We start from the raw sequence: 16,198 nt of genomic DNA, 5'->3' as shown, positions 1-16,198 counted from the left end.
CTGCCGTCAACGCAGCGAGCGGAAGCAGTCGCGCAGTTCGGTGACGAAGATGGCGGGCTGCTCGAAGGCCGCGAAGTGGCCGCCCCTGGGGATACGGTCGTTCCAGTAGTGCCGGTGGCTGTGGGTGCGCTCGGCTCGAGCTTCTCGTAGATCCACGCCGCCTGGCCGACGGACGAGTCGGCCAGGCCGTACCCGCGCAGGCCCGGGCACGGGCGAGCCTCCGCCGGCTAGCCGGGGTCGCGCTAGCCAGTGGTCCCGGTGGCGAAGACGGGCCAGCCGATCTCGGTTCGCCAGGCTCCCTCGTCGAGGGTGTCGCCCGGGCCGATCAGGTAGTACTCGCGCAGTGGCCCGTCGACGGCCAGTTCGTGCTCGGCGACGTGGGTGGCGAGGGCCCCGTACGCGCGGTCGATGTCGTCGTGCGTACCGGAGTGGACGATGGTGGCCAGCTCGGCCGCTGGCACGGTCGTCGGCGTGACGCGGCCCGTGGGCCGGAGCGGCCCGCGACACGGGAGGAAGACGGTCGCCCGGCCGCGCTCGTCGGCGAACAGCTCGTCGGCGAACATCCCTCCCGCGGGGCCGTCCGCACGGAGGCGTTGGGCGCCCAGCGTGGCACGCAGCTCCCCCAGCGCCCCCTGGTACCAGAGCAGGGCGTCGGCGACTCCGACGTCCTCGCTGATCGCCGCGGCGGGCGTCGCGGGAACGCTGCGGTGCCCGATCGCGGCCGGCGCGGAGCGGCGTTCGAGCAGGTCGCGCAGGGACGTCACGGCCTGCTGGGTTCGGGCCAGACCGGCCTCCATCCGGCCGAGGTGGGCCGCGATGAGCTGGTCACGGGTCCGCACGTCAGGGGCGGTCAGCACGGCCTGGATGTCGTCCAGCGGCATGTCCAGCGCCCGGAACCGGCGGATCACCTGAGCTGCCGGGATCTGCTCGGTCGCGTAACGGCGATAGCCGGTGTCCGGGTCGACGTCGGCCGGCTCCAGCAGCCCGATCTGGTGGTAGTGCCTGAGCGTCCGGACGCTCAGGTGCGTCGCCTTGGAGAAGTCGCCGATCGTCAGCGCGTGGCTCATCCCCTCATTCTCAACCCTCCAGTCGTGTGAGGGTCAACGGCTGATCCCGGCCTTGCCCCTCACCCGACGAGAGCGGCGATCCTGGGCCGTGACAGACCGATTCCGGCTGGTCAGCCACTACGCAGATCAGCCTTCCGGCCGATCGAGAGGATCCGCCATGTCCAGCACGACAACCGACCTTCCCGCCGTCGTGGCAGAGCACATCGCCGCGGTGAACGCGTTCGAGACCGAACGCATCGTGGCGACCTTCTCCCCCGACGCCTACGTGAACGACAACCGGCGCGAGATCTGGGGCACCGACGCGATCCGCCGGTTCCTGGACAAGGAGTTCGTCGGCGACCGCGTCACGATGGAGGTCCGCGAGGTCATCGACCACCACGGAGACATCATCGTGCGCGCCGAGTACGACGGCGACTACGACAAGACCAACCTGCCCGAGGTGCTGGTCATGACCAGCTACTTCGCCATCCGCGACGGCAGGATCACCAGCCTGACCGTCATCTTCAACCAGCCCTCCCCCTACTGAGCCTGCCGGGTCTCGACCGATGCGACGCTCGGCCGGCTGCTTCCGGCCGGCGGCGACACCCTTAAGAGAGGACTCCCCCATGAGCGCACTTGTCACCGCCGAGCTCTTCGCCCAGCCCGGCCGCCGCGACGACGTCGCCAAGCTACTGCTGGACATCCTCGGGGAAAGTCTCGAGCACGACGGCTGCGAAGAGATCCGCATCCTGCGCGACCGGAACGACGCCGACCACGTCACCGGCTTGACGCAGTGGACCGAGGCACACAACTACACCGACTACCTCGCCTGGCGCACCGCGCACGGCTTCACCGCCACCTTCGAAGCCATGCTCACCCGCCCGCTGGTAATCCACTACTACGACGAGATCTACCAGGGCCGTGGCATCGCAGCGCGCACGGCGCAGGCCTGACCACCGAGACACGCCTCGGCTCAAGCTGCGGCCCTGCCCGCAGTCCTCCACCGACTGATCAACCGTCACTCGACGGCGCTGCGGGTTCGATGATCCGGCGGGCGGCCTCGACGGCCGCCGCTCCACGGGTTGCCGGACCCTGACTGCTGACATCCGATAGGTCTCAGCATCTGATTTCGAACGGAGTCGCCATGTCCCCCCACCCGCCGATCTCCCCGGAAGAGGCCGCCGACCGGCTGGCCATCCGCGAGCTGGTCGACGCCTACGCGCACTGCGCCGACCGCCGGGACGCCAAAGGCCAGATGGCCCTGTTCACCGAGGACACCCGCTTCCTCGTCTTCATGGACGCCACCGCGGCCGAGCCCACGCAGGAACTCCACGGCCGCGACGCCCTGGCCCCGGTGTTCGACAACCTGAACACCTACCAGGCCACCACCCACTTCAACGGCCAGAGCACCGTCACCCTCGACGGCGACCGGGCCTCCGGCGAAAGCTACTGCCTCGCCCACCACATCTCGCGCGACGAGCCTCCGCAGCGCACGATCATGGTCGCCTCCATCCGCTACCTCGACCGGTTCGTCAAGCTGAGCGACGGCAACTGGTACTTCGCAGAACGCCGCCTCATGGTCGACTGGACCGAGACCCGCCCCTGCTCTCCGTAAGCGCCACCGCCCGGGTCGCCGCCCTCGGCATGATCAGTCGGGTTGCCTGCCGGACCGGCCCGACCCCGGCGGCCTGAGGTGGGTGAGCATGCCTGGTCCTGGCTCGGGCGTGATGTCGCGTGCGGTGACGCCGGTACCGCAGGCGTCGCAGGCGAGTTGGACGTGGGCCTCGCCCGCGCAGTCGCGGTGCCGGTAGTGCGCGGGCGGTCCGTCGGGGGCCATGTAGGCGTCGCCCCAGTCCCGGATCGCCATGAGGATGGGGTAGATGTCGTGGCCCTTGCGGGTCAGGCGGTATTCGACATGGTCACCGTCGTCGGCCTGCCGCCGGGTGAGGATGCCGTGCTCGACCAGGCGGCCGAGGCGGTCCTGCAAGCGGCTGCGGGAGATGCCCAGCGTGCTCTGGAACGCGTTGAAGCGGCGGACTCCGGTGAATGAGGCCTTCAGGATCAGCAGCGTCCAGCGGTCGCCGAGGATCACCAGCGGGCGCGTGATCGAGCACGGCAGGTCGGCGAGGTCTTCGTAACGCACCCCACGACTCTACCCGCGCGGTTCCAAAACGAGACCGGCCCGGTAGCATGCGGTCTCGAAACGAGACCATAGGCGCCAGCGGAGGCCATCCTTGAGCCCGACCAGCACCCACCCCGAATCCGGCACCGACCTGCACGAGGCGCTCGGCCGGATCCTCGCCGACCGGTACACCTGCCGCCAGTTCCTGCCCGACCCGGTCCCGAGGGACACCATCGAGCGGCTGCTGGAACTGGCACAGCGCACACCGTCCTGGTGCAACACCCAGCCATGGCACGTGCACCTCACCGAAGGCGCCGCGACCGAGGAGCTGCGCGCCCGGCTGACGGCCCACGTCCAGAGCCACCCGGCCGCCCCCGACTTCCCGTTCCCCGCCCAGTACACCGGCGTCTACCGGCAGCGCCGGCGCGAGTGCGGCCTCCAGCTGTACCGCAGCCTCGGCATCGCCAAGGGCGACCAGGAACAGACGCTGCGTCAGATGCTGCGGAACTTCGAGCTGTTCGACGCGCCGCACGTCGCGATCATCACCACCGAAGCCGACCTCGGCGTCTACGGCGCCGTCGACTGCGGCCTCTACATCAGCACCTTCCTGCTCGCCGCCCAGAGCCTCGGCCTGGCCGCCGCACCCCAAGCCGCCCTCGCCTCCTACTCCGATTTCCTTCGCGCCCACTTCGCCATCCCGGACAACCGGCGCGTGGTGGCCGGGATCTCCTTCGGCCACCCTCACCCCGACCACCCCGTCAACTCGTTCCGCACCACCCGCGAACAGCCCGGCAACGCCGTCACCTGGCACACAGGCTGAGCCGAGGACTCCACAGTTCACCACCTGCTCCCCTCGCCTTTGCCGCGCTGACCAGACCGAGCGAGGGAGAATCGTGGGATGTGACATCGTGTGGGCCCGCGCCCACACCGCCCCGCGGCGGGAGAGGAAGGAACGACGGCATGAGCCCTCGCGACACGGCCCGCTTGCACCTGCTCGAGGACGCCGTCCTCAATCGCTCCACGGCCTTCGGTGAGCAGGAACGCTCCCGGCTCGGGCTGCGTGGGCTGCTGCCCTTCGCCGTGGAGACACTGGACCAGCAGGTTGGGCGCGCCTACGCGGCATACGGCGACCAGCCCACCGACCTGGCCCGGCACATCAACCTGCGCGCGCTGCAGGACAACAACGAGACGCTCTTCTACCGACTGCTGCGCGACCACGTCGAGGAGATGCTGCCGATCGTCTACACCCCCACCGTCGCCGAGGCCTGTCGGCACTTCAGCCAGATCTACCGGCGGCCGCGCGGACTGTTCGTCGCCTACCCCGACCGCGAGCACCTCGCCGAGATCCTGCGCAACCGCCCGCGCCGCGAGGTGGACGTGATCGTGGTGACCGACGGGCAGCGCATCCTCGGCATCGGCGACCAGGGCATCGGCGGGATGGGCATCCCGATCGGCAAGCTCTCCCTCTACACCGCGCTCGGCGGCATCGACCCTGCCCGGACCCTGCCGATCGTGCTGGACGTGGGCACCGACAACCCGGAACTGCTCGCCGACCCGATGTACCTCGGCTGGCGCCACCCGCGCGTCGACGGTGAGGAGTACCACGCGTTCATCGAGCAGTTCGTCACGGCCGTCGAGGCCGAACTGCCTGGAACGCTCCTGCAGTGGGAGGATTTCGCCACCCCGCACGCGCTGCCGATCCTCGAGCGCTACCGGGACCGGCTGCTGACCTTCAACGACGACATCCAGGGCACCGCGGCCGTAGCGATGGCCGCGCTCACCGCCGGCTGCCGGGTCAGCGGCACGAAGCTGACCGAGCAGCGCGTGGTCATGCTGGGAGCCGGCTCCGCGGGCATCGGGGTGTGCGAGCAGATCGTGCGCGCGATGACCGCAGCGGGCCTGAGTGAGCAGGCGGCCCGCGAGCGCATCCACGTGGTCGACATCCGGGGCCTGCTGACCGAGGACCGCACCGACCTCGACCCCGCGCAGCAGCGCCTGGCCCAACGGGCGGGCGCCGTGCCCTCCAGCACGGTCGGCCCCGCCGGTCTGGCCGACGTCGTCGCCGCCGTGCACCCCACCGCCCTTGTCGGCCTGTCCACCGCTGCCGGGGCGTTCACCGAGCAGGTCGTGCGCACCATGCACGAGCACTGCGACCGGCCCGTCATCATGCCCCTGTCCAACCCGACCAGCCGCAGCGAGGCCGCCCCGCAGAACCTGCTGGACTGGACGGACGGGCGCGCCCTGATCGCGACCGGTTCGCCGTTCCCCCAGGCGCGTTACGACGGGCGGGAGGTGCCGGTCGCCCAGTGCAACAACGTCTACATCTTCCCCGGCATCGGCCTGGCCGTGACCGCCGTGGGCGCCACCCGCGTGACGGACGCGATGATGACTGCCGCCGCCGAAGCCGTGGCCGAGAGCGTCGACACCCACGCGCAGGTCCCCTCCCTGCTCCCCGAGCGGGCGCGCCTGGCGGAGACCGCCACCGCCGTCGCACGCACCGTCGCCAGGGCCGCGGTCGCCGACGGGGTCGCCCCGCACCTGAGCGTCGAGGAGATCCACGACGCGGTCGATGCCACCCGCTGGCAGGCCGCCTATCTTCACCACGCCGCCCACGCCTGACCGCTGGGCTGACCCGGGGCGCGGCGTCCGCATCGGCGTCCGCCTCGGCGAGCAGGCCGGCCCTGGCGTCGCCGCCCTGGTCATGCAGGGCCGACAGGGAGGACCGACACCTGCCGCTCGGCCGCGACCGACCGGCTGTGCTGCCTACTGGCGCTCGGCGCTCCACTTCTCGTTGGGCCGGTTGTCGCAGCCGGTGCTGTAGGCGTAGCCGCCCCCGGCGGCCAGGCATGCCCCGGTCCCCTGGTTGTGGAGGTGTACGGACGATCTTGCGCCTGATCCTCCCGCACCCGGCAACGCGCCGCGACGCGCCTCGCCATGCGCCTCACCCGGTCAGGAGACGCCGCTCTCGCCGAGCTGAACCCCGGGCCACCGTCGGCCGCGGGGGTGGCGGACGACCCCGCAAGATCGTTGGTAACGTCCTGACCGACGGCTTCGGCCTGCCCCCCTCCTGGTCCCCAGGACGTGTTCTTTAAATTTGAACTACTGGGAGTACAGTGGTGAGCATGAGTGAACCCCGCTGGCTCGACGACGCCGAGAAGGCCGCCTGGATCGCCTTCCTGAGCGCGACCAGCCTGGTGGGCCGCAAGCTCGAACAGCAGCTCAAGGACGACTCCGGGCTCTCCCACACCCAGTACGAAGTGCTGGTCCAGCTCTCGGCCCTGCCTGACGGCTCACTGCGGATGACCGAGCTGGCCGACCGCCTGGTCACCTCCAAGAGCGGGCTCACGTACCAGATCACCCAGCTGGAGCGGGCCGGACTGGTCATTCGCCGCTCGTGTCCCAGCGACGTGCGCGGCGTCTTCGCCGAGATCACCGACCAGGGCCGGGAGGCACTGCGCCAGGCCGCCCCCGGCCACGTCGCCGCGGTCCGCTCCGCACTGATCGACGTGCTGACGCCCGAGCAGCAGGCACACCTCGCCACCGGGCTCGGCGAGGTCGCCCGCCGACTGCGATGCGGGACACAGAACCCACCCACGTAGAACCAAGTAGAGTTGATCGGGTTGTCTCCCAGCACGATCCCCGCACCGCCCCACCCGATCCTCCCTCCAGAAGAGAACAGCAGGCGATGAACGCAGGACCCGACGTGACGACCGCCGCCGAGGCCCACCCCGGGATCGACCCGGACCGCCTGCAGCTGGTGCTGGACACCCTGGCGGAACTCGACGAGCTCCCCATCGACCACCCGCAGGCGATCGCGCTGCGCAAGGCCACCTCCGGCGTCTACCGCGAGGTCAAGCACCGCCGTCGCCAGGAGCGCCGGGCGGCCAAGACCGCCAACGACCGGATGGTCACCGAGCGCACCGCGACCGGCGCCGCCGACCGCATCGACGACGAGACGCAGGGCCTGCAGCTCACGTCCTCCGCCAGCGGCGCGATCGCCGGGACACTGGAGCGCCCGCGTGCCTGCTACACCTGCAAGTCCCGCTTCGTCGAGGTCGACGCGTTCTACCACCAGCTCTGCCAGGACTGCGCCCGGGAGAACCGCTCCCGTCGCGACGCCCGCGTCGACCTGACCGGCAAGCGCGCGCTGCTGACCGGCGGCCGGGCCAAGATCGGCATGTACATCGCGCTGCGGCTGCTGCGCGACGGGGCCCACACGACGATCACCACCCGCTTCCCCAACGACGCGATCCGCCGCTTCAAGGCGATGCCGGACAGCGCCGACTGGCTGCACCGCCTCAACATCGTCGGCCTGGACCTGCGCGACCCGTCCCAGGTCATCGCGCTGACCGACGCGGTGAGCGCGGCCGGTCCGCTGGACATCCTGATCAACAACGCGGCCCAGACCGTGAGGCGCTCGCCCCGGGCCTACAAGGAGCTGATCGACGCCGAGGCCGCGCCGCTTCCCGCCGGCGAGCTGCCCTCCGCGGTCACGCTCGGCCGGTTCGACATGAGCCGCCAGCCGATGCTGCCCGCCCAGGCCGGCAGCCCGCGTCGCGCCGAGCTCAGCGCGGAGGCGCTCACCGCCCTGGCGCTGACCAGCGGCTCGGCCGCGCCCGCGCTGATCGAGGCGGGCACGGCGATCGACGCCGGCGGCCTGGTGCCGGATCTGGACGCGTCCAACAGCTGGAGCCAGAAGGTCGACGAGGTCGACCCGATCGAGCTGCTCGAAGTCCAGCTCTGCAATGTGACCGCGCCGTTCATCCTGGTCAGCCGCCTTCGCCCGGCGATGGCCGCGTCCCCGGCCCGCCGGAAGTACGTGGTCAACGTCTCCGCCATGGAGGGCCAGTTCGGCCGGGGCTACAAGGGACCGGGCCACCCCCACACCAACATGGCCAAGGCCGCCCTCAACATGCTCACCCGCACCAGCGCCCAGGAGATGCTGGACTCCGACGGCATCCTGATGACCGCCGTCGACACCGGCTGGATCACCGACGAGCGCCCCCACCCGGACAAAATGCGCATGGCCGACGTCGGCTTCCACGCCCCGCTCGACCTGGTCGACGGCGCGGCCCGCGTCTATGACCCGATCGTCCGCGGCGAGCAGGGCGAGGACCTCTTCGGTATCTTCCTCAAGGACTACCACCCGCACCCGTGGTGAGCGTTCGCGCCCGCAGGCGCGCCCGACCGACCGCGCGCCGGTCGGTCGGGGGCGGCGGTCGGTCGGTCGGTCGGCGGTCAGCCGGCCGCGGTCAGTCGGTGATCGGGAGCAGTGACGACGTCTGCAGGACGAAGTCGAACGGTGCGGGGATCCGGATCGTCTCGCCGAAGTCGGCGTCCTCGCGGCTGCGATACCGGCCGTTCTCCGGCTCGGAGAAGAGCGTCACGGTCTTCGCCCGCGCATCGACGATCACGTAGAGCGGGATTCCCATCACCGGGTAGTCACGCAGCTTGCCGACCCAGTCGTTCTCGGGGTTCCGGGGCGAGACCATCTCGACGGCGACGAGCGCCAAAGCCGCTGGGATGTCGTGCTCCGGCAGGTCGACCACGTCGTTGGGGACGTAGGTCAGGTCCGGGTTGCGGACCTTGCCCACCTCCACGGCGGCGAGGTCGCTGTTGCCGCTGGGGAAGTACCCGTCCGGGCGGTGCGCGTCGAACTGCTCCTGCACGGTGGCGAGATTCCGTTGGTGCAGGGCCGAGGGGGACGCCTGAACCACGACCATGTCGCCGCTGAGCTCGACCTTCGCCTTCTCCGGGGCTACCCGGCGGACCTGCTCCAGCAACTCGAAAGTGCGCGGGTTCATCGGCTTCCCTCATACGGCAAGTTCAGCGGGGGCGTCGCCTGCACCGTAGGCGTTCTCAGGACGCGGCGGCGCGGTTGGTGTCGCGGAGGCGGGCGAGGTGGCGTTCGACCGCGGCGAGGCGGCGGGGGTCTGGGACGGCCTGGCGGAGGCGGAGGAGGTCCGGGCCGATGCGGCGGGCTTCCGCGTCGTCCTCTATCGCACGCCAGCAGGCCTCGGCGTTGGCGGCGGCCTGGAGCGTCTCCGGGTTCTCCGGGCCGCGGGCGTCCAGCAGGCTGAGCGCCACGTCCCGGTAGAGCAGCGTGGCATCGGACTGCAGCCCGGCCATGCGGGTGACGTGGGCACGGACCTGACGGAGCTTCAACACCGGCTCGGCATCCGGCCCGTGGGAAAGCATGGCCTGCCGCTCCAGCGACTGGGCGTCGGCGATGGCCTGGGCGTGCTCGCCCGCCTCGGCTGCGGCGACGATGGTGCCGATGGCCTCGCGGTAGGGCGCGAGGTCGTCCTGGTCGGCGAGGGTCGACGACGCCTCGGCCCCGTCAGTCTCTTCGGCCTCACCAGCGGAGTCGGCCTCGTCGACGTGCTCGACGTCGTCGGCCCAGTCCGACGGGTCCTGCTGCGTGGCCGGCAGCGTGGCCGTGGGCTCGCCGGAGGGGTGGGACCGGTCCGACTGCTCCAACTGGTCGGGTTCGTCGGGCAGGTGGACCGTGGGCGAGTGCGGCGGAAGCGGCGGCATGTCGAACGGCGCGACGCCGAAGGGTGCCGGATCGGCGGGCGGCACTGCGGCGGGCACCGCGTCGGCGGGGATGACCACGACGGGGACCTGGGCGGTCGGCATGTCGTCGGCGGGGAGCCGAGGAGCGGTCGGCACCACGCCCCTCGGTATCGCGACGCCGGGCGGCGTGTGCCCTCCCGCACTGGTGGCCGTCGGGGAGAGGAACTCGACGGTCACCTCCTCCGAGGCCGGGGCGATCGTCACCGAGGACGGACGCAGCGCTCCCGGCGGCGGGCCAGGGACCGGGGTCGGGCCTGGGACCAGCGGCGGGCCAGCGACCGGGCCAGGAACCGAGACTGGGGTCGGGCCGGGAACCGGGGTCGGCGAGTCGACGATGGTCGGGGCGAGACGCCGGGAGGTGTTGCGGAAGATCTGCCAGCCCGGTGCGTGGGAGATGACGACCTGCGTCTCGGGCCGTAGCACCGAGTGGACCTGGTACTGGAGTTGTTCCGGCGTCAGCCGCTCGCCCGCGCCCGGCTGGCCGCCGTGGAGCGCCTCGACCAGGGCCTTGGTGAAGATGCCGACCTGCTGCGGGTCCGGGCTGACCGCCGCCCACAGCGGCAGGCCCGCCCCCAACGGGGAGGGCTGCACGCGCAGTTGGGGAAGTGCGCCCTCCTCGGCGCTGAGGTCGGCGATGACCAGCGTGCCGGTCTGGAGGGAGCGCAGCCGCAGTTCCTCCGCGAAGGCCCGCCACGGCAGCCGGGAGGTGTGGCCGTGGCCGCCGAGGTCCAGGTCGAGCAGGCCGGTGCGGCGGTCCTTGACCAGGTGTCCGCCGACATGGATCAGCAGCGGTCCCGGGTGGCGGACGCAGGCCTGCAGGTGGGCGCGAATGCCGTCGGCGTCCATGGCCTTGGGCAGGTGGACGATGTCGACGCCGTCGGCGGCGAGCAGCACCTGTGGGGCCAGCGCCGCCAGGATCGAGGACATCCCCGGCGCCGGTCGCGCCTCACGCGGCGGAAACCGCCGTGCGGCACGTCCGATGCCGCCCTCGATCACGAGCACCCGGCCGCGCAGCCCGTCGCCGCCCATCCGCCACCCCGTCCGTTGCCTGCACCCCACGCTGGGCTGGGGCGACCTGACGCCCCACCGAGCGACACACTACCCTCGGGCGCACCGAACCGCCTTGGCCGGTCCCGCGCGCTATCGTCCCATTTCCTCTCGGATCGGTCAGGCCCCCGGGCGCGTTCGGCTTTCGGCGGCCCGCGCACGGCCATTGTGGAGAAACTGCGATTGTTGCCCGCTCCTCCCCCTCCCTCCCCCTCAGCTGAACGACGCACTGCGCAGCTCGGCGAGAAGGGCGGCCGACTCCGGTTCCAGCGGCTGCCCGGTACGGAGCGCTTTCGCCTCCAGCCGGCCGACGGTGGACCGGAGTTCCGCGGTGGCTCCCGCGTCCGCGTGCAGGCAGAGCAGGTCGCGCAGCAGCAGCTCCGCACCCGGATCGGCGCTCAGGCCACGGGCGGCAGCCGCCTCGCCGCCCCGGTGGTCGCGGGCCTGGAGCCGACGCAGCGTCAGCTCGTGGGCCACGTCGACGACCGCGGCGGCCATCCGTCGGCGCTGCGGCTCCGCCCACGGGTACGCGACCTCCGCGAACGGCGCGCCGCGCACTAGCGCGAGGGCGCGCGCGAGGGCCGTGTCGGCGGCGGGCCCGGTGTCGCGAAGTCCTCGCTCGCTGAGGGCCTGGAAGTCGTCCCAGTCGCAGCGCAGGGTGACCGGGCGGCCGTGCGGCCCGTCGCCGAGCCACTCCCGCAGCCGTCCGATGGCGTCGGCTGAGACGTACGCGCCCTGGGCAGGCCCGACCGAGCGACGGGCGGCGGCCTCGATCAGCACGGCACGCCGCTCAGGCTCCACCGGCCCGGCCGCGCCGACCAGTTCGACCGGTCCGAGCAGCCGGAGCTGCGGATGCGCGGGCGTGGCGGAGGTCGGCGGCGTCGCGAGCAGGGCGAGGATCCACGGGTCGCTCGGCAGCCGTCCCTGCGTCGGGACGTCGAGGCGCGGGAGGTCGAGGCTCGGGACGGGCGGATTGGCTGCCGGGAGGAGCGGGCCCGGACGGTCCGGGAGAACGACCGCTGCTCCGTGTACGGGCGGTTCGGTGACGGCGAATCGGGCGGCGGGACGTGCGTCGTCGTCCCCGCCAGGGGCGTCCGACCGGTCGGACGACCGGTTGTCCGGCGGGGTGTCGTGCGGACTGTCAGGCTGATCAAGGCGGTGGTCGAGGCGCGGGTCCGGGGGCGCGGCGTCGGGATCGCGCAGCGTCGGGACGACGTCTCGCCTGCTCCACACACTGGAGCGCTGCGGGCGGTCGTGGCTCTCGGGCACATCGGAGGTGTCCGCGGCGACATCAGGCGTGTCGATGTCGTCGAAGAGGTCCGCGAAGGCGTCCTCGGGCCAACTGGGCTCCGGGGCAGGAGCGGAGGCGGCGACGGGTGCCGGATCGACTGCCGGATCGACCACGTTCGCGCCGAGGAGGCGCAGCCAGCGGTCGTAGGACTCGTCGTCGAGCCGCTGCAGGGTCAGGTCCATCCCCAGTCCCGGCACCACGCCCCGACCGGAGGCGGGCAGGGTCCAGCGCGCCACCGGACCGCTGCCGGGCGGCGGCGCGGCGGTCACCACGGCGACGCTGCCGCGCGGACGGGAGTCGAGAAGCCTCCCGAGCGCCTCCGGCGTCGTGCCGGTCGGGTAACCGGCGCACAGGACGACCTCGGGCGCCCACTCGTCCCCGCCGATGCCACGGCTGCGGGCCTCGCGCGGGGTCGCCGCCTGGGCCTCGACCAGTGCGGACCGGACGGCGGCGTCACGCTGTTGCAGCGCGGCAACCGCGTGCTCCAGATCCTCGTGCACGACCAGCCGGTCGTCCGCCACGGCCGCCAACTCCGCGGCCACGCCCACGACGTGGACGCCCACCCGGTCGGCGAGCGGGGTGAAGGTGAGCTCCAGCGCGAGCGTCCGCAGCACCCGGGAGACGTCGTCCGGTTCGCCGGAGATGTGCAGCAGCCGGATCGCCTCCAGGTCGACCAGCACCGTGGCCCCGTCGTCCGTCTCCCCCAGGCTGACCAGCGCGGGATACGGCGAGGGCACCACGGCCGCCGCCTCGGGCCCGAGCAGGCCGGGGGCGTCGGCGGTGCACCACCACACCGTCGAGGCGTGCGCGGCCCGGAACGGCGCGACCGGCGGCGCGGGAGCGACCAGGTGCAGCTCGACGGTGTGCGCGGGCGTCACTCGGACGACGTTCAGCGGCGGCAGCCGACGGCCCTCCCGGGCGACGTTGCGGGCCATGCTGCGCAGCGCCCGGCCGAGCAGGTCGAGGTCACGCCCGGCCTGGCCGCCGAGTTGCGGGACGGGGACCGGGCCAGGGGCGGGCGCCGGGGCCGGAGTCGACGCGGCGTGCGGCGCGGACTGCGGCCCGGACTGCGGCGCCCCGGCGAGGGACGGGGGCAGCGGCATGGGAACCGGCGTCAGATGCGCGGCGCTGCGAGCCTCCGGGTCGATCGTGGGAGTCGGGCGAGGCCCGCGCGTCGTCCGGTGCTGACCCCCCTGCCTCGGCGGCACGTTCCGCCTGCGGGAGCGACGCAGGGCGACCGCGCCTAGAACCACGGCCCCCAGCACGCTGGTCCCGGACGCCACCGCGAACTCCTCCGGGGACTGCGAGGCGGTCGCGTGCGGGATGCCTTCGGGCTTCCCGACGGGCGCGGACGATGTCGGTGCCTTGGATGTCGGTGCGTTGGATGTCGGTGCGTCGGACGCAGGCGCGGAGGTCGGCGTTGAGGTGGCAGGGCTGGAGGGCGCAGCGGTCTGAGCCGGCGTGGCGGGCGGTGTTGAGGGCGGCGTCGCCACAGGCGGCTTCGGAGCCGGTGTCGGCGGCGGGGCCGTTGCGGTCCCGGAGTCCGGACTACCGCTCGGCGCGCTCGCCTCTGGAACGGTGAGCCGCATCCCCGGCTCGATCAGGTTCGGGTCCGTCAGGCGGTCTCCGTCCGGGGCCGCGACGCCCCGGTTCGCGGCGAAGAGCTTGGGCCAGTCCGAGGCCGTGCCCATGGTGTTCTCGGCGATCCCGGAGAGGGTGTCGCCGGGACGGACCGTCACCTCGCCCGGCCGCCCGGGCGCGTGGCTGGGCGTCACGCTGCCGTCCCCGCTCGGCAGTTTCGCGTCGGACGGGAGCAGCAGCACCCAGCCGGGCTGGATCGGGCGTTCCGCGTCGAAGACGCGGTGCTCGGCGTCCATCACCCGGCCCTCGTTGAGCGCAGCGATCTGCCGCCAGCGCTCGCCGGACCCGAGCAACTGGTCCGCGATGCTCCACAGGCTCTCGGCCGGTCGGGTCGACCGGACGGTGTAGCTGAGGTGTCCGCCCTGACCGGTTGCGCTGTCCGCGACGCCGCCCGCCCCGTGCGGCTCCGCGACCGACGCGACGTCAGCAGAGTGGGCCATCGCCGGAGTTCCGGTCGCCCGTTCCGCCGACGACGGCAGGTGCGGCGCGGTGATCGCGAGCTGCGGCGCGGGCGCGGCGGCAAGCGCCGTGCCCGCCACCGGGAGCAGCGAGAGGATCGCGCCGACCAGGCCGCCGGCCAGCCGCTGGCTCCAGCCGAGCGTGGGCAGCCGGCGTGGCACCCGTCCCCGCAACTGCGCGGGGATCTCGACCAGCAGTGAGACCGCGAAGGAGAGCCAGGCCACCCACCCGACCAGCACCAACACCCACAGGAAAAGGTTTCCTTGGTCTCCCGAGGTCAGCAGGCCACCCAGCCCGCCTGCCGGTCGGGCGTCGTGGACGACCGTCACCGTGCCGAAGCCGAGCACGACCGGAAGGCCGATCATCAGCACGAGCAGCGTGACGCACGCGAAGCACGCGCGAACGACGTTGCGGAGCATCAGTTCCCCACCGACCCCTCCGGACCCGTGATGCCGTAGAAGGCCACGGCGGTGCCGTGGCCGGTGACCGTGATCTGATCGATGCCGATCAGTCCGAGCAGTTTCGTCCGGTACGTGGTGGTGACCGCGACCGAGCACGCCCCGGCGGGGAACTGCGGCGGTGAGCCGTTCATGCCCGCCAAGCCGAGGTACTCCGCCGAGGCCTCGGCCGCACGCGTCCGGTCGATCTGGTAGGTCCCGCCGAGGACGGCGTTGACGTCGATCTGCTCGCATGCGGCGCGCGCCGCCTCGCGTGCGACGGCGTCCGCCCTTTCCTCGGTGAGCACCTTGCCTCCTCCGTCCAGCACCAGACCGGTCAACGCCAGGAACCCCAGGGCGATCCCGAGGAAGAACAGCGACAACGAACCCCGGTCCCGCATTCGCCCCTGGTCCCGCATTCGCCCTGCACCTCCTACCCTTGCCCTCGGTAGGTGTCGACGACCGAGGCGAAGTCGCTGGTCACCGTCGTCCTGATCGGGAACGGCAGGCCGATGTCCAGGCTCAGGTCGCAACTGGCCGACACCTTCAGGTAGTCGTCGTAGGCCCCGGCCTGCCGCACCGGCGGCGCGACCTGGAGGTTCGAGCACTGGAGGTCCTCGCTCTGCAGCACGGTGTCGGCCGCGGTGGTGGCCGCGTTGACGGCGTCCCCGGGGTTCCGGTCCAGCGAGGCGGCCCGCGCCGCCGCCTGGACGGCGAGGTCGAAGGTGCCCTGGTCCTGCTCCCTGATCCCGGCCGCCACGGCGAACAGGAAGAACGCCGTCACGACCGGCATCAGCAGCACGGCCTCCAACGACAGCGAGCCCCGCTCCCGCCCCGGCCCGTGGGCCAGTCCGGTCACTGCCCCACCCCCACGAACCGCTCGAGGGGGACGGTCGCCGTCACCGTGATGTCCGGGCCACCCCACACGGGGCCCAGCAGCGAGTTCACCCGCACGGTGACAGTCATGGTGACCTTTGTGTCGTTGTCCGACGTCGTGGGCGGCGGGACGGAGGCGCCGCCGTTGAGCAGGGCATTGGTGTCGACGAAGTCCACGGCGGCGGCCACCGGCTCCTGGCCGCCCTTCTGGGTGTCGGCGGCGATGGCCGCACCCTCTCGGGCCGCGCTCAGGGCGACCTGGCGGTCGTACCACCAGCACGCCCCCTGAACGACCAGGAAGACCATCAACAGCACGACGGGGAAGAGGAAGACCAGTTCCACGGAGAGCGAGCCGCGATCGGCCCGCCTCACTTGAGGCTGCTGGCCTTGTTGGTGATTGCCGCCACCAGCACGCCGATCACGGTGGTCGCGACCACGATCAGCCCGATGGCCAGCAGCACCAGCTCGAAGCTGAGCGCACCCAGGTCCTCCGTCCGCCGCGCCTTCTCGGCCCGGCCCTGCAGGAAGGTCACGGCCATGACGACGGGGAGCAACGCGGCAGGCATGTCGGGCCGTTCGGACGTGGGCGGCGAGGCGGGACGACGACGTTCGCGGGACATGACGTACTCCTTCGTGATCTTCTCGGGGTGGTGCGGGCGGTGCGGGTGTTTCGGATCGTGCGGGTCGTGCGGGTCGTGCATGT

17 protein-coding genes are annotated in these 16,198 nt (G+C 72.2%); 7 read left to right on the top strand and 10 right to left on the bottom strand.

Annotation, left to right across the window (positions count from 1 at the left end; all coding sequences use genetic code 11):
- Positions 1-6: 6 nt before the first annotated feature.
- Both ABH940_RS21575 and ABH940_RS21570 read right to left on the bottom strand, forming a co-directional pair.
- Complete coding sequence (locus ABH940_RS21575; RefSeq protein ID WP_370062154.1) at positions 7-156, bottom strand: hypothetical protein; 150 nt, start codon at positions 154-156, stop codon at positions 7-9.
- Between the two features lie 86 nt (positions 157-242).
- Positions 243-1,067, bottom strand: a complete 825-nt coding sequence (locus ABH940_RS21570) for a MerR family transcriptional regulator (RefSeq protein WP_370105981.1) — start codon at positions 1,065-1,067, stop codon at positions 243-245.
- Between the two features lie 157 nt (positions 1,068-1,224).
- Here ABH940_RS21570 and ABH940_RS21565 point away from each other — a divergent pair, with 157 nt between their 5' ends.
- The 3 genes from ABH940_RS21565 to ABH940_RS21555 all read left to right on the top strand — a co-directional run bounded on the left by ABH940_RS21565 (position 1,225) and on the right by ABH940_RS21555 (position 2,661).
- Positions 1,225-1,593 (top strand): nuclear transport factor 2 family protein, encoded by a 369-nt coding sequence (locus ABH940_RS21565; protein ID WP_370062150.1) that lies wholly within the window; start codon positions 1,225-1,227, stop codon positions 1,591-1,593.
- A gap of 79 nt (positions 1,594-1,672) precedes the next feature.
- Positions 1,673-1,999, top strand: coding sequence for a putative quinol monooxygenase (locus tag ABH940_RS21560; protein WP_370062148.1), 327 nt, complete (start codon positions 1,673-1,675; stop codon positions 1,997-1,999).
- A 191-nt stretch (positions 2,000-2,190) separates the two neighbouring features.
- A complete protein-coding gene (locus ABH940_RS21555; RefSeq protein WP_370062146.1) occupies positions 2,191-2,661 on the top strand; it encodes a nuclear transport factor 2 family protein in 471 nt (156 codons plus the stop codon).
- Between the two features lie 33 nt (positions 2,662-2,694).
- Here the strand turns inward: ABH940_RS21555 and ABH940_RS21550 are convergent, their stop codons facing one another.
- Positions 2,695-3,189, bottom strand: a complete 495-nt coding sequence (locus ABH940_RS21550) for a winged helix-turn-helix transcriptional regulator (protein WP_370062144.1) — start codon at positions 3,187-3,189, stop codon at positions 2,695-2,697.
- A 91-nt stretch (positions 3,190-3,280) separates the two neighbouring features.
- Here ABH940_RS21550 and ABH940_RS21545 point away from each other — a divergent pair, with 91 nt between their 5' ends.
- The 4 genes from ABH940_RS21545 to ABH940_RS21530 all read left to right on the top strand — a co-directional run bounded on the left by ABH940_RS21545 (position 3,281) and on the right by ABH940_RS21530 (position 8,329).
- Positions 3,281-3,988, top strand: coding sequence for a nitroreductase family protein (locus ABH940_RS21545; RefSeq protein ID WP_370105980.1), 708 nt, complete (start codon positions 3,281-3,283; stop codon positions 3,986-3,988).
- Between the two features lie 140 nt (positions 3,989-4,128).
- Positions 4,129-5,787, top strand: a complete 1,659-nt coding sequence (locus tag ABH940_RS21540) for an NAD-dependent malic enzyme (RefSeq protein ID WP_370105979.1) — start codon at positions 4,129-4,131, stop codon at positions 5,785-5,787.
- Positions 5,788-6,290: 503 nt separating this feature from the next.
- Entirely contained in the window at positions 6,291-6,767 is a 477-nt protein-coding gene (locus tag ABH940_RS21535; protein WP_370105978.1) for a MarR family winged helix-turn-helix transcriptional regulator, read from the top strand.
- A gap of 86 nt (positions 6,768-6,853) precedes the next feature.
- Positions 6,854-8,329, top strand: coding sequence for an SDR family NAD(P)-dependent oxidoreductase (locus ABH940_RS21530; protein ID WP_370062136.1), 1,476 nt, complete (start codon positions 6,854-6,856; stop codon positions 8,327-8,329).
- Between the two features lie 91 nt (positions 8,330-8,420).
- On the opposite strand, the gene ABH940_RS21525 is transcribed toward ABH940_RS21530, so the two are convergent.
- The 7 genes from ABH940_RS21525 to ABH940_RS21495 form a co-directional block, all read right to left on the bottom strand.
- A complete protein-coding gene (locus ABH940_RS21525; protein WP_370062134.1) occupies positions 8,421-8,972 on the bottom strand; it encodes a Uma2 family endonuclease in 552 nt (183 codons plus the stop codon).
- 55 nt (positions 8,973-9,027) lie between these two features.
- The gene (locus ABH940_RS21520; protein ID WP_370105977.1) at positions 9,028-10,773 is read right to left on the bottom strand and encodes a hypothetical protein; all 1,746 of its coding nucleotides are present in this window, start codon (positions 10,771-10,773) and stop codon (positions 9,028-9,030) included.
- 231 nt (positions 10,774-11,004) lie between these two features.
- On the bottom strand, positions 11,005-14,601 hold the full coding sequence (locus ABH940_RS21515) for a LysM peptidoglycan-binding domain-containing protein (RefSeq protein ID WP_370105976.1): 3,597 nt from the start codon (positions 14,599-14,601) through the stop codon (positions 11,005-11,007).
- Complete coding sequence (locus ABH940_RS21510) at positions 14,601-15,038, bottom strand: pilus assembly protein TadG-related protein (RefSeq protein WP_370062128.1); 438 nt, start codon at positions 15,036-15,038, stop codon at positions 14,601-14,603. Before ABH940_RS21510 ends, ABH940_RS21515 begins: the two co-directional genes overlap by 1 nt.
- A gap of 14 nt (positions 15,039-15,052) precedes the next feature.
- A complete protein-coding gene (locus ABH940_RS21505) occupies positions 15,053-15,478 on the bottom strand; it encodes a pilus assembly protein (protein ID WP_370062126.1) in 426 nt (141 codons plus the stop codon).
- Positions 15,475-15,867 (bottom strand): TadE/TadG family type IV pilus assembly protein, encoded by a 393-nt coding sequence (locus ABH940_RS21500; protein WP_370062124.1) that lies wholly within the window; start codon positions 15,865-15,867, stop codon positions 15,475-15,477. The genes ABH940_RS21505 and ABH940_RS21500 overlap by 4 nt, the downstream gene beginning before the upstream one ends.
- Positions 15,864-16,115: a hypothetical protein gene (locus tag ABH940_RS21495; protein WP_370062122.1), complete on the bottom strand. Its 252-nt coding sequence runs from the start codon at positions 16,113-16,115 to the stop codon at positions 15,864-15,866. Before ABH940_RS21495 ends, ABH940_RS21500 begins: the two co-directional genes overlap by 4 nt.
- Between the last annotated feature and the right edge of the window lie 83 nt (positions 16,116-16,198).

It is taken from the genome of Streptacidiphilus sp. BW17 (assembly GCF_041262485.1).
Taxonomy (GTDB): Bacteria; Actinomycetota; Actinomycetes; order Streptomycetales; family Streptomycetaceae; genus Streptacidiphilus.
The sequence above is the reverse complement of the archived record's forward strand: the minus strand, read 5'-3'. Positions and strand labels throughout refer to the sequence as shown.

Excerpts from the sequence above, each read along its gene's own strand:
- ABH940_RS21570 (WP_370105981.1), bottom strand. The coding sequence starts at position 1,067 with ATGAGCCACGCGCTGACGATCGGCGACTTCTCCAAGGCGACGCACCTG.
- ABH940_RS21565 (WP_370062150.1), top strand. The coding sequence starts at position 1,225 with ATGTCCAGCACGACAACCGACCTTCCCGCCGTCGTGGCAGAGCACATC.
- ABH940_RS21560 (WP_370062148.1), top strand. The coding sequence starts at position 1,673 with ATGAGCGCACTTGTCACCGCCGAGCTCTTCGCCCAGCCCGGCCGCCGC.
- ABH940_RS21555 (WP_370062146.1), top strand. The coding sequence starts at position 2,191 with ATGTCCCCCCACCCGCCGATCTCCCCGGAAGAGGCCGCCGACCGGCTG.
- ABH940_RS21540 (WP_370105979.1), top strand. The coding sequence starts at position 4,129 with ATGAGCCCTCGCGACACGGCCCGCTTGCACCTGCTCGAGGACGCCGTC.
- ABH940_RS21535 (WP_370105978.1), top strand. The coding sequence starts at position 6,291 with ATGAGTGAACCCCGCTGGCTCGACGACGCCGAGAAGGCCGCCTGGATC.
- ABH940_RS21530 (WP_370062136.1), top strand. The coding sequence starts at position 6,854 with ATGAACGCAGGACCCGACGTGACGACCGCCGCCGAGGCCCACCCCGGG.
- ABH940_RS21525 (WP_370062134.1), bottom strand. The coding sequence starts at position 8,972 with ATGAACCCGCGCACTTTCGAGTTGCTGGAGCAGGTCCGCCGGGTAGCC.
- ABH940_RS21520 (WP_370105977.1), bottom strand. The coding sequence starts at position 10,773 with ATGGGCGGCGACGGGCTGCGCGGCCGGGTGCTCGTGATCGAGGGCGGC.
- ABH940_RS21515 (WP_370105976.1), bottom strand. The coding sequence starts at position 14,601 with ATGCTCCGCAACGTCGTTCGCGCGTGCTTCGCGTGCGTCACGCTGCTC.
- ABH940_RS21510 (WP_370062128.1), bottom strand. The coding sequence starts at position 15,038 with ATGCGGGACCAGGGGCGAATGCGGGACCGGGGTTCGTTGTCGCTGTTC.
- ABH940_RS21495 (WP_370062122.1), bottom strand. The coding sequence starts at position 16,115 with ATGTCCCGCGAACGTCGTCGTCCCGCCTCGCCGCCCACGTCCGAACGG.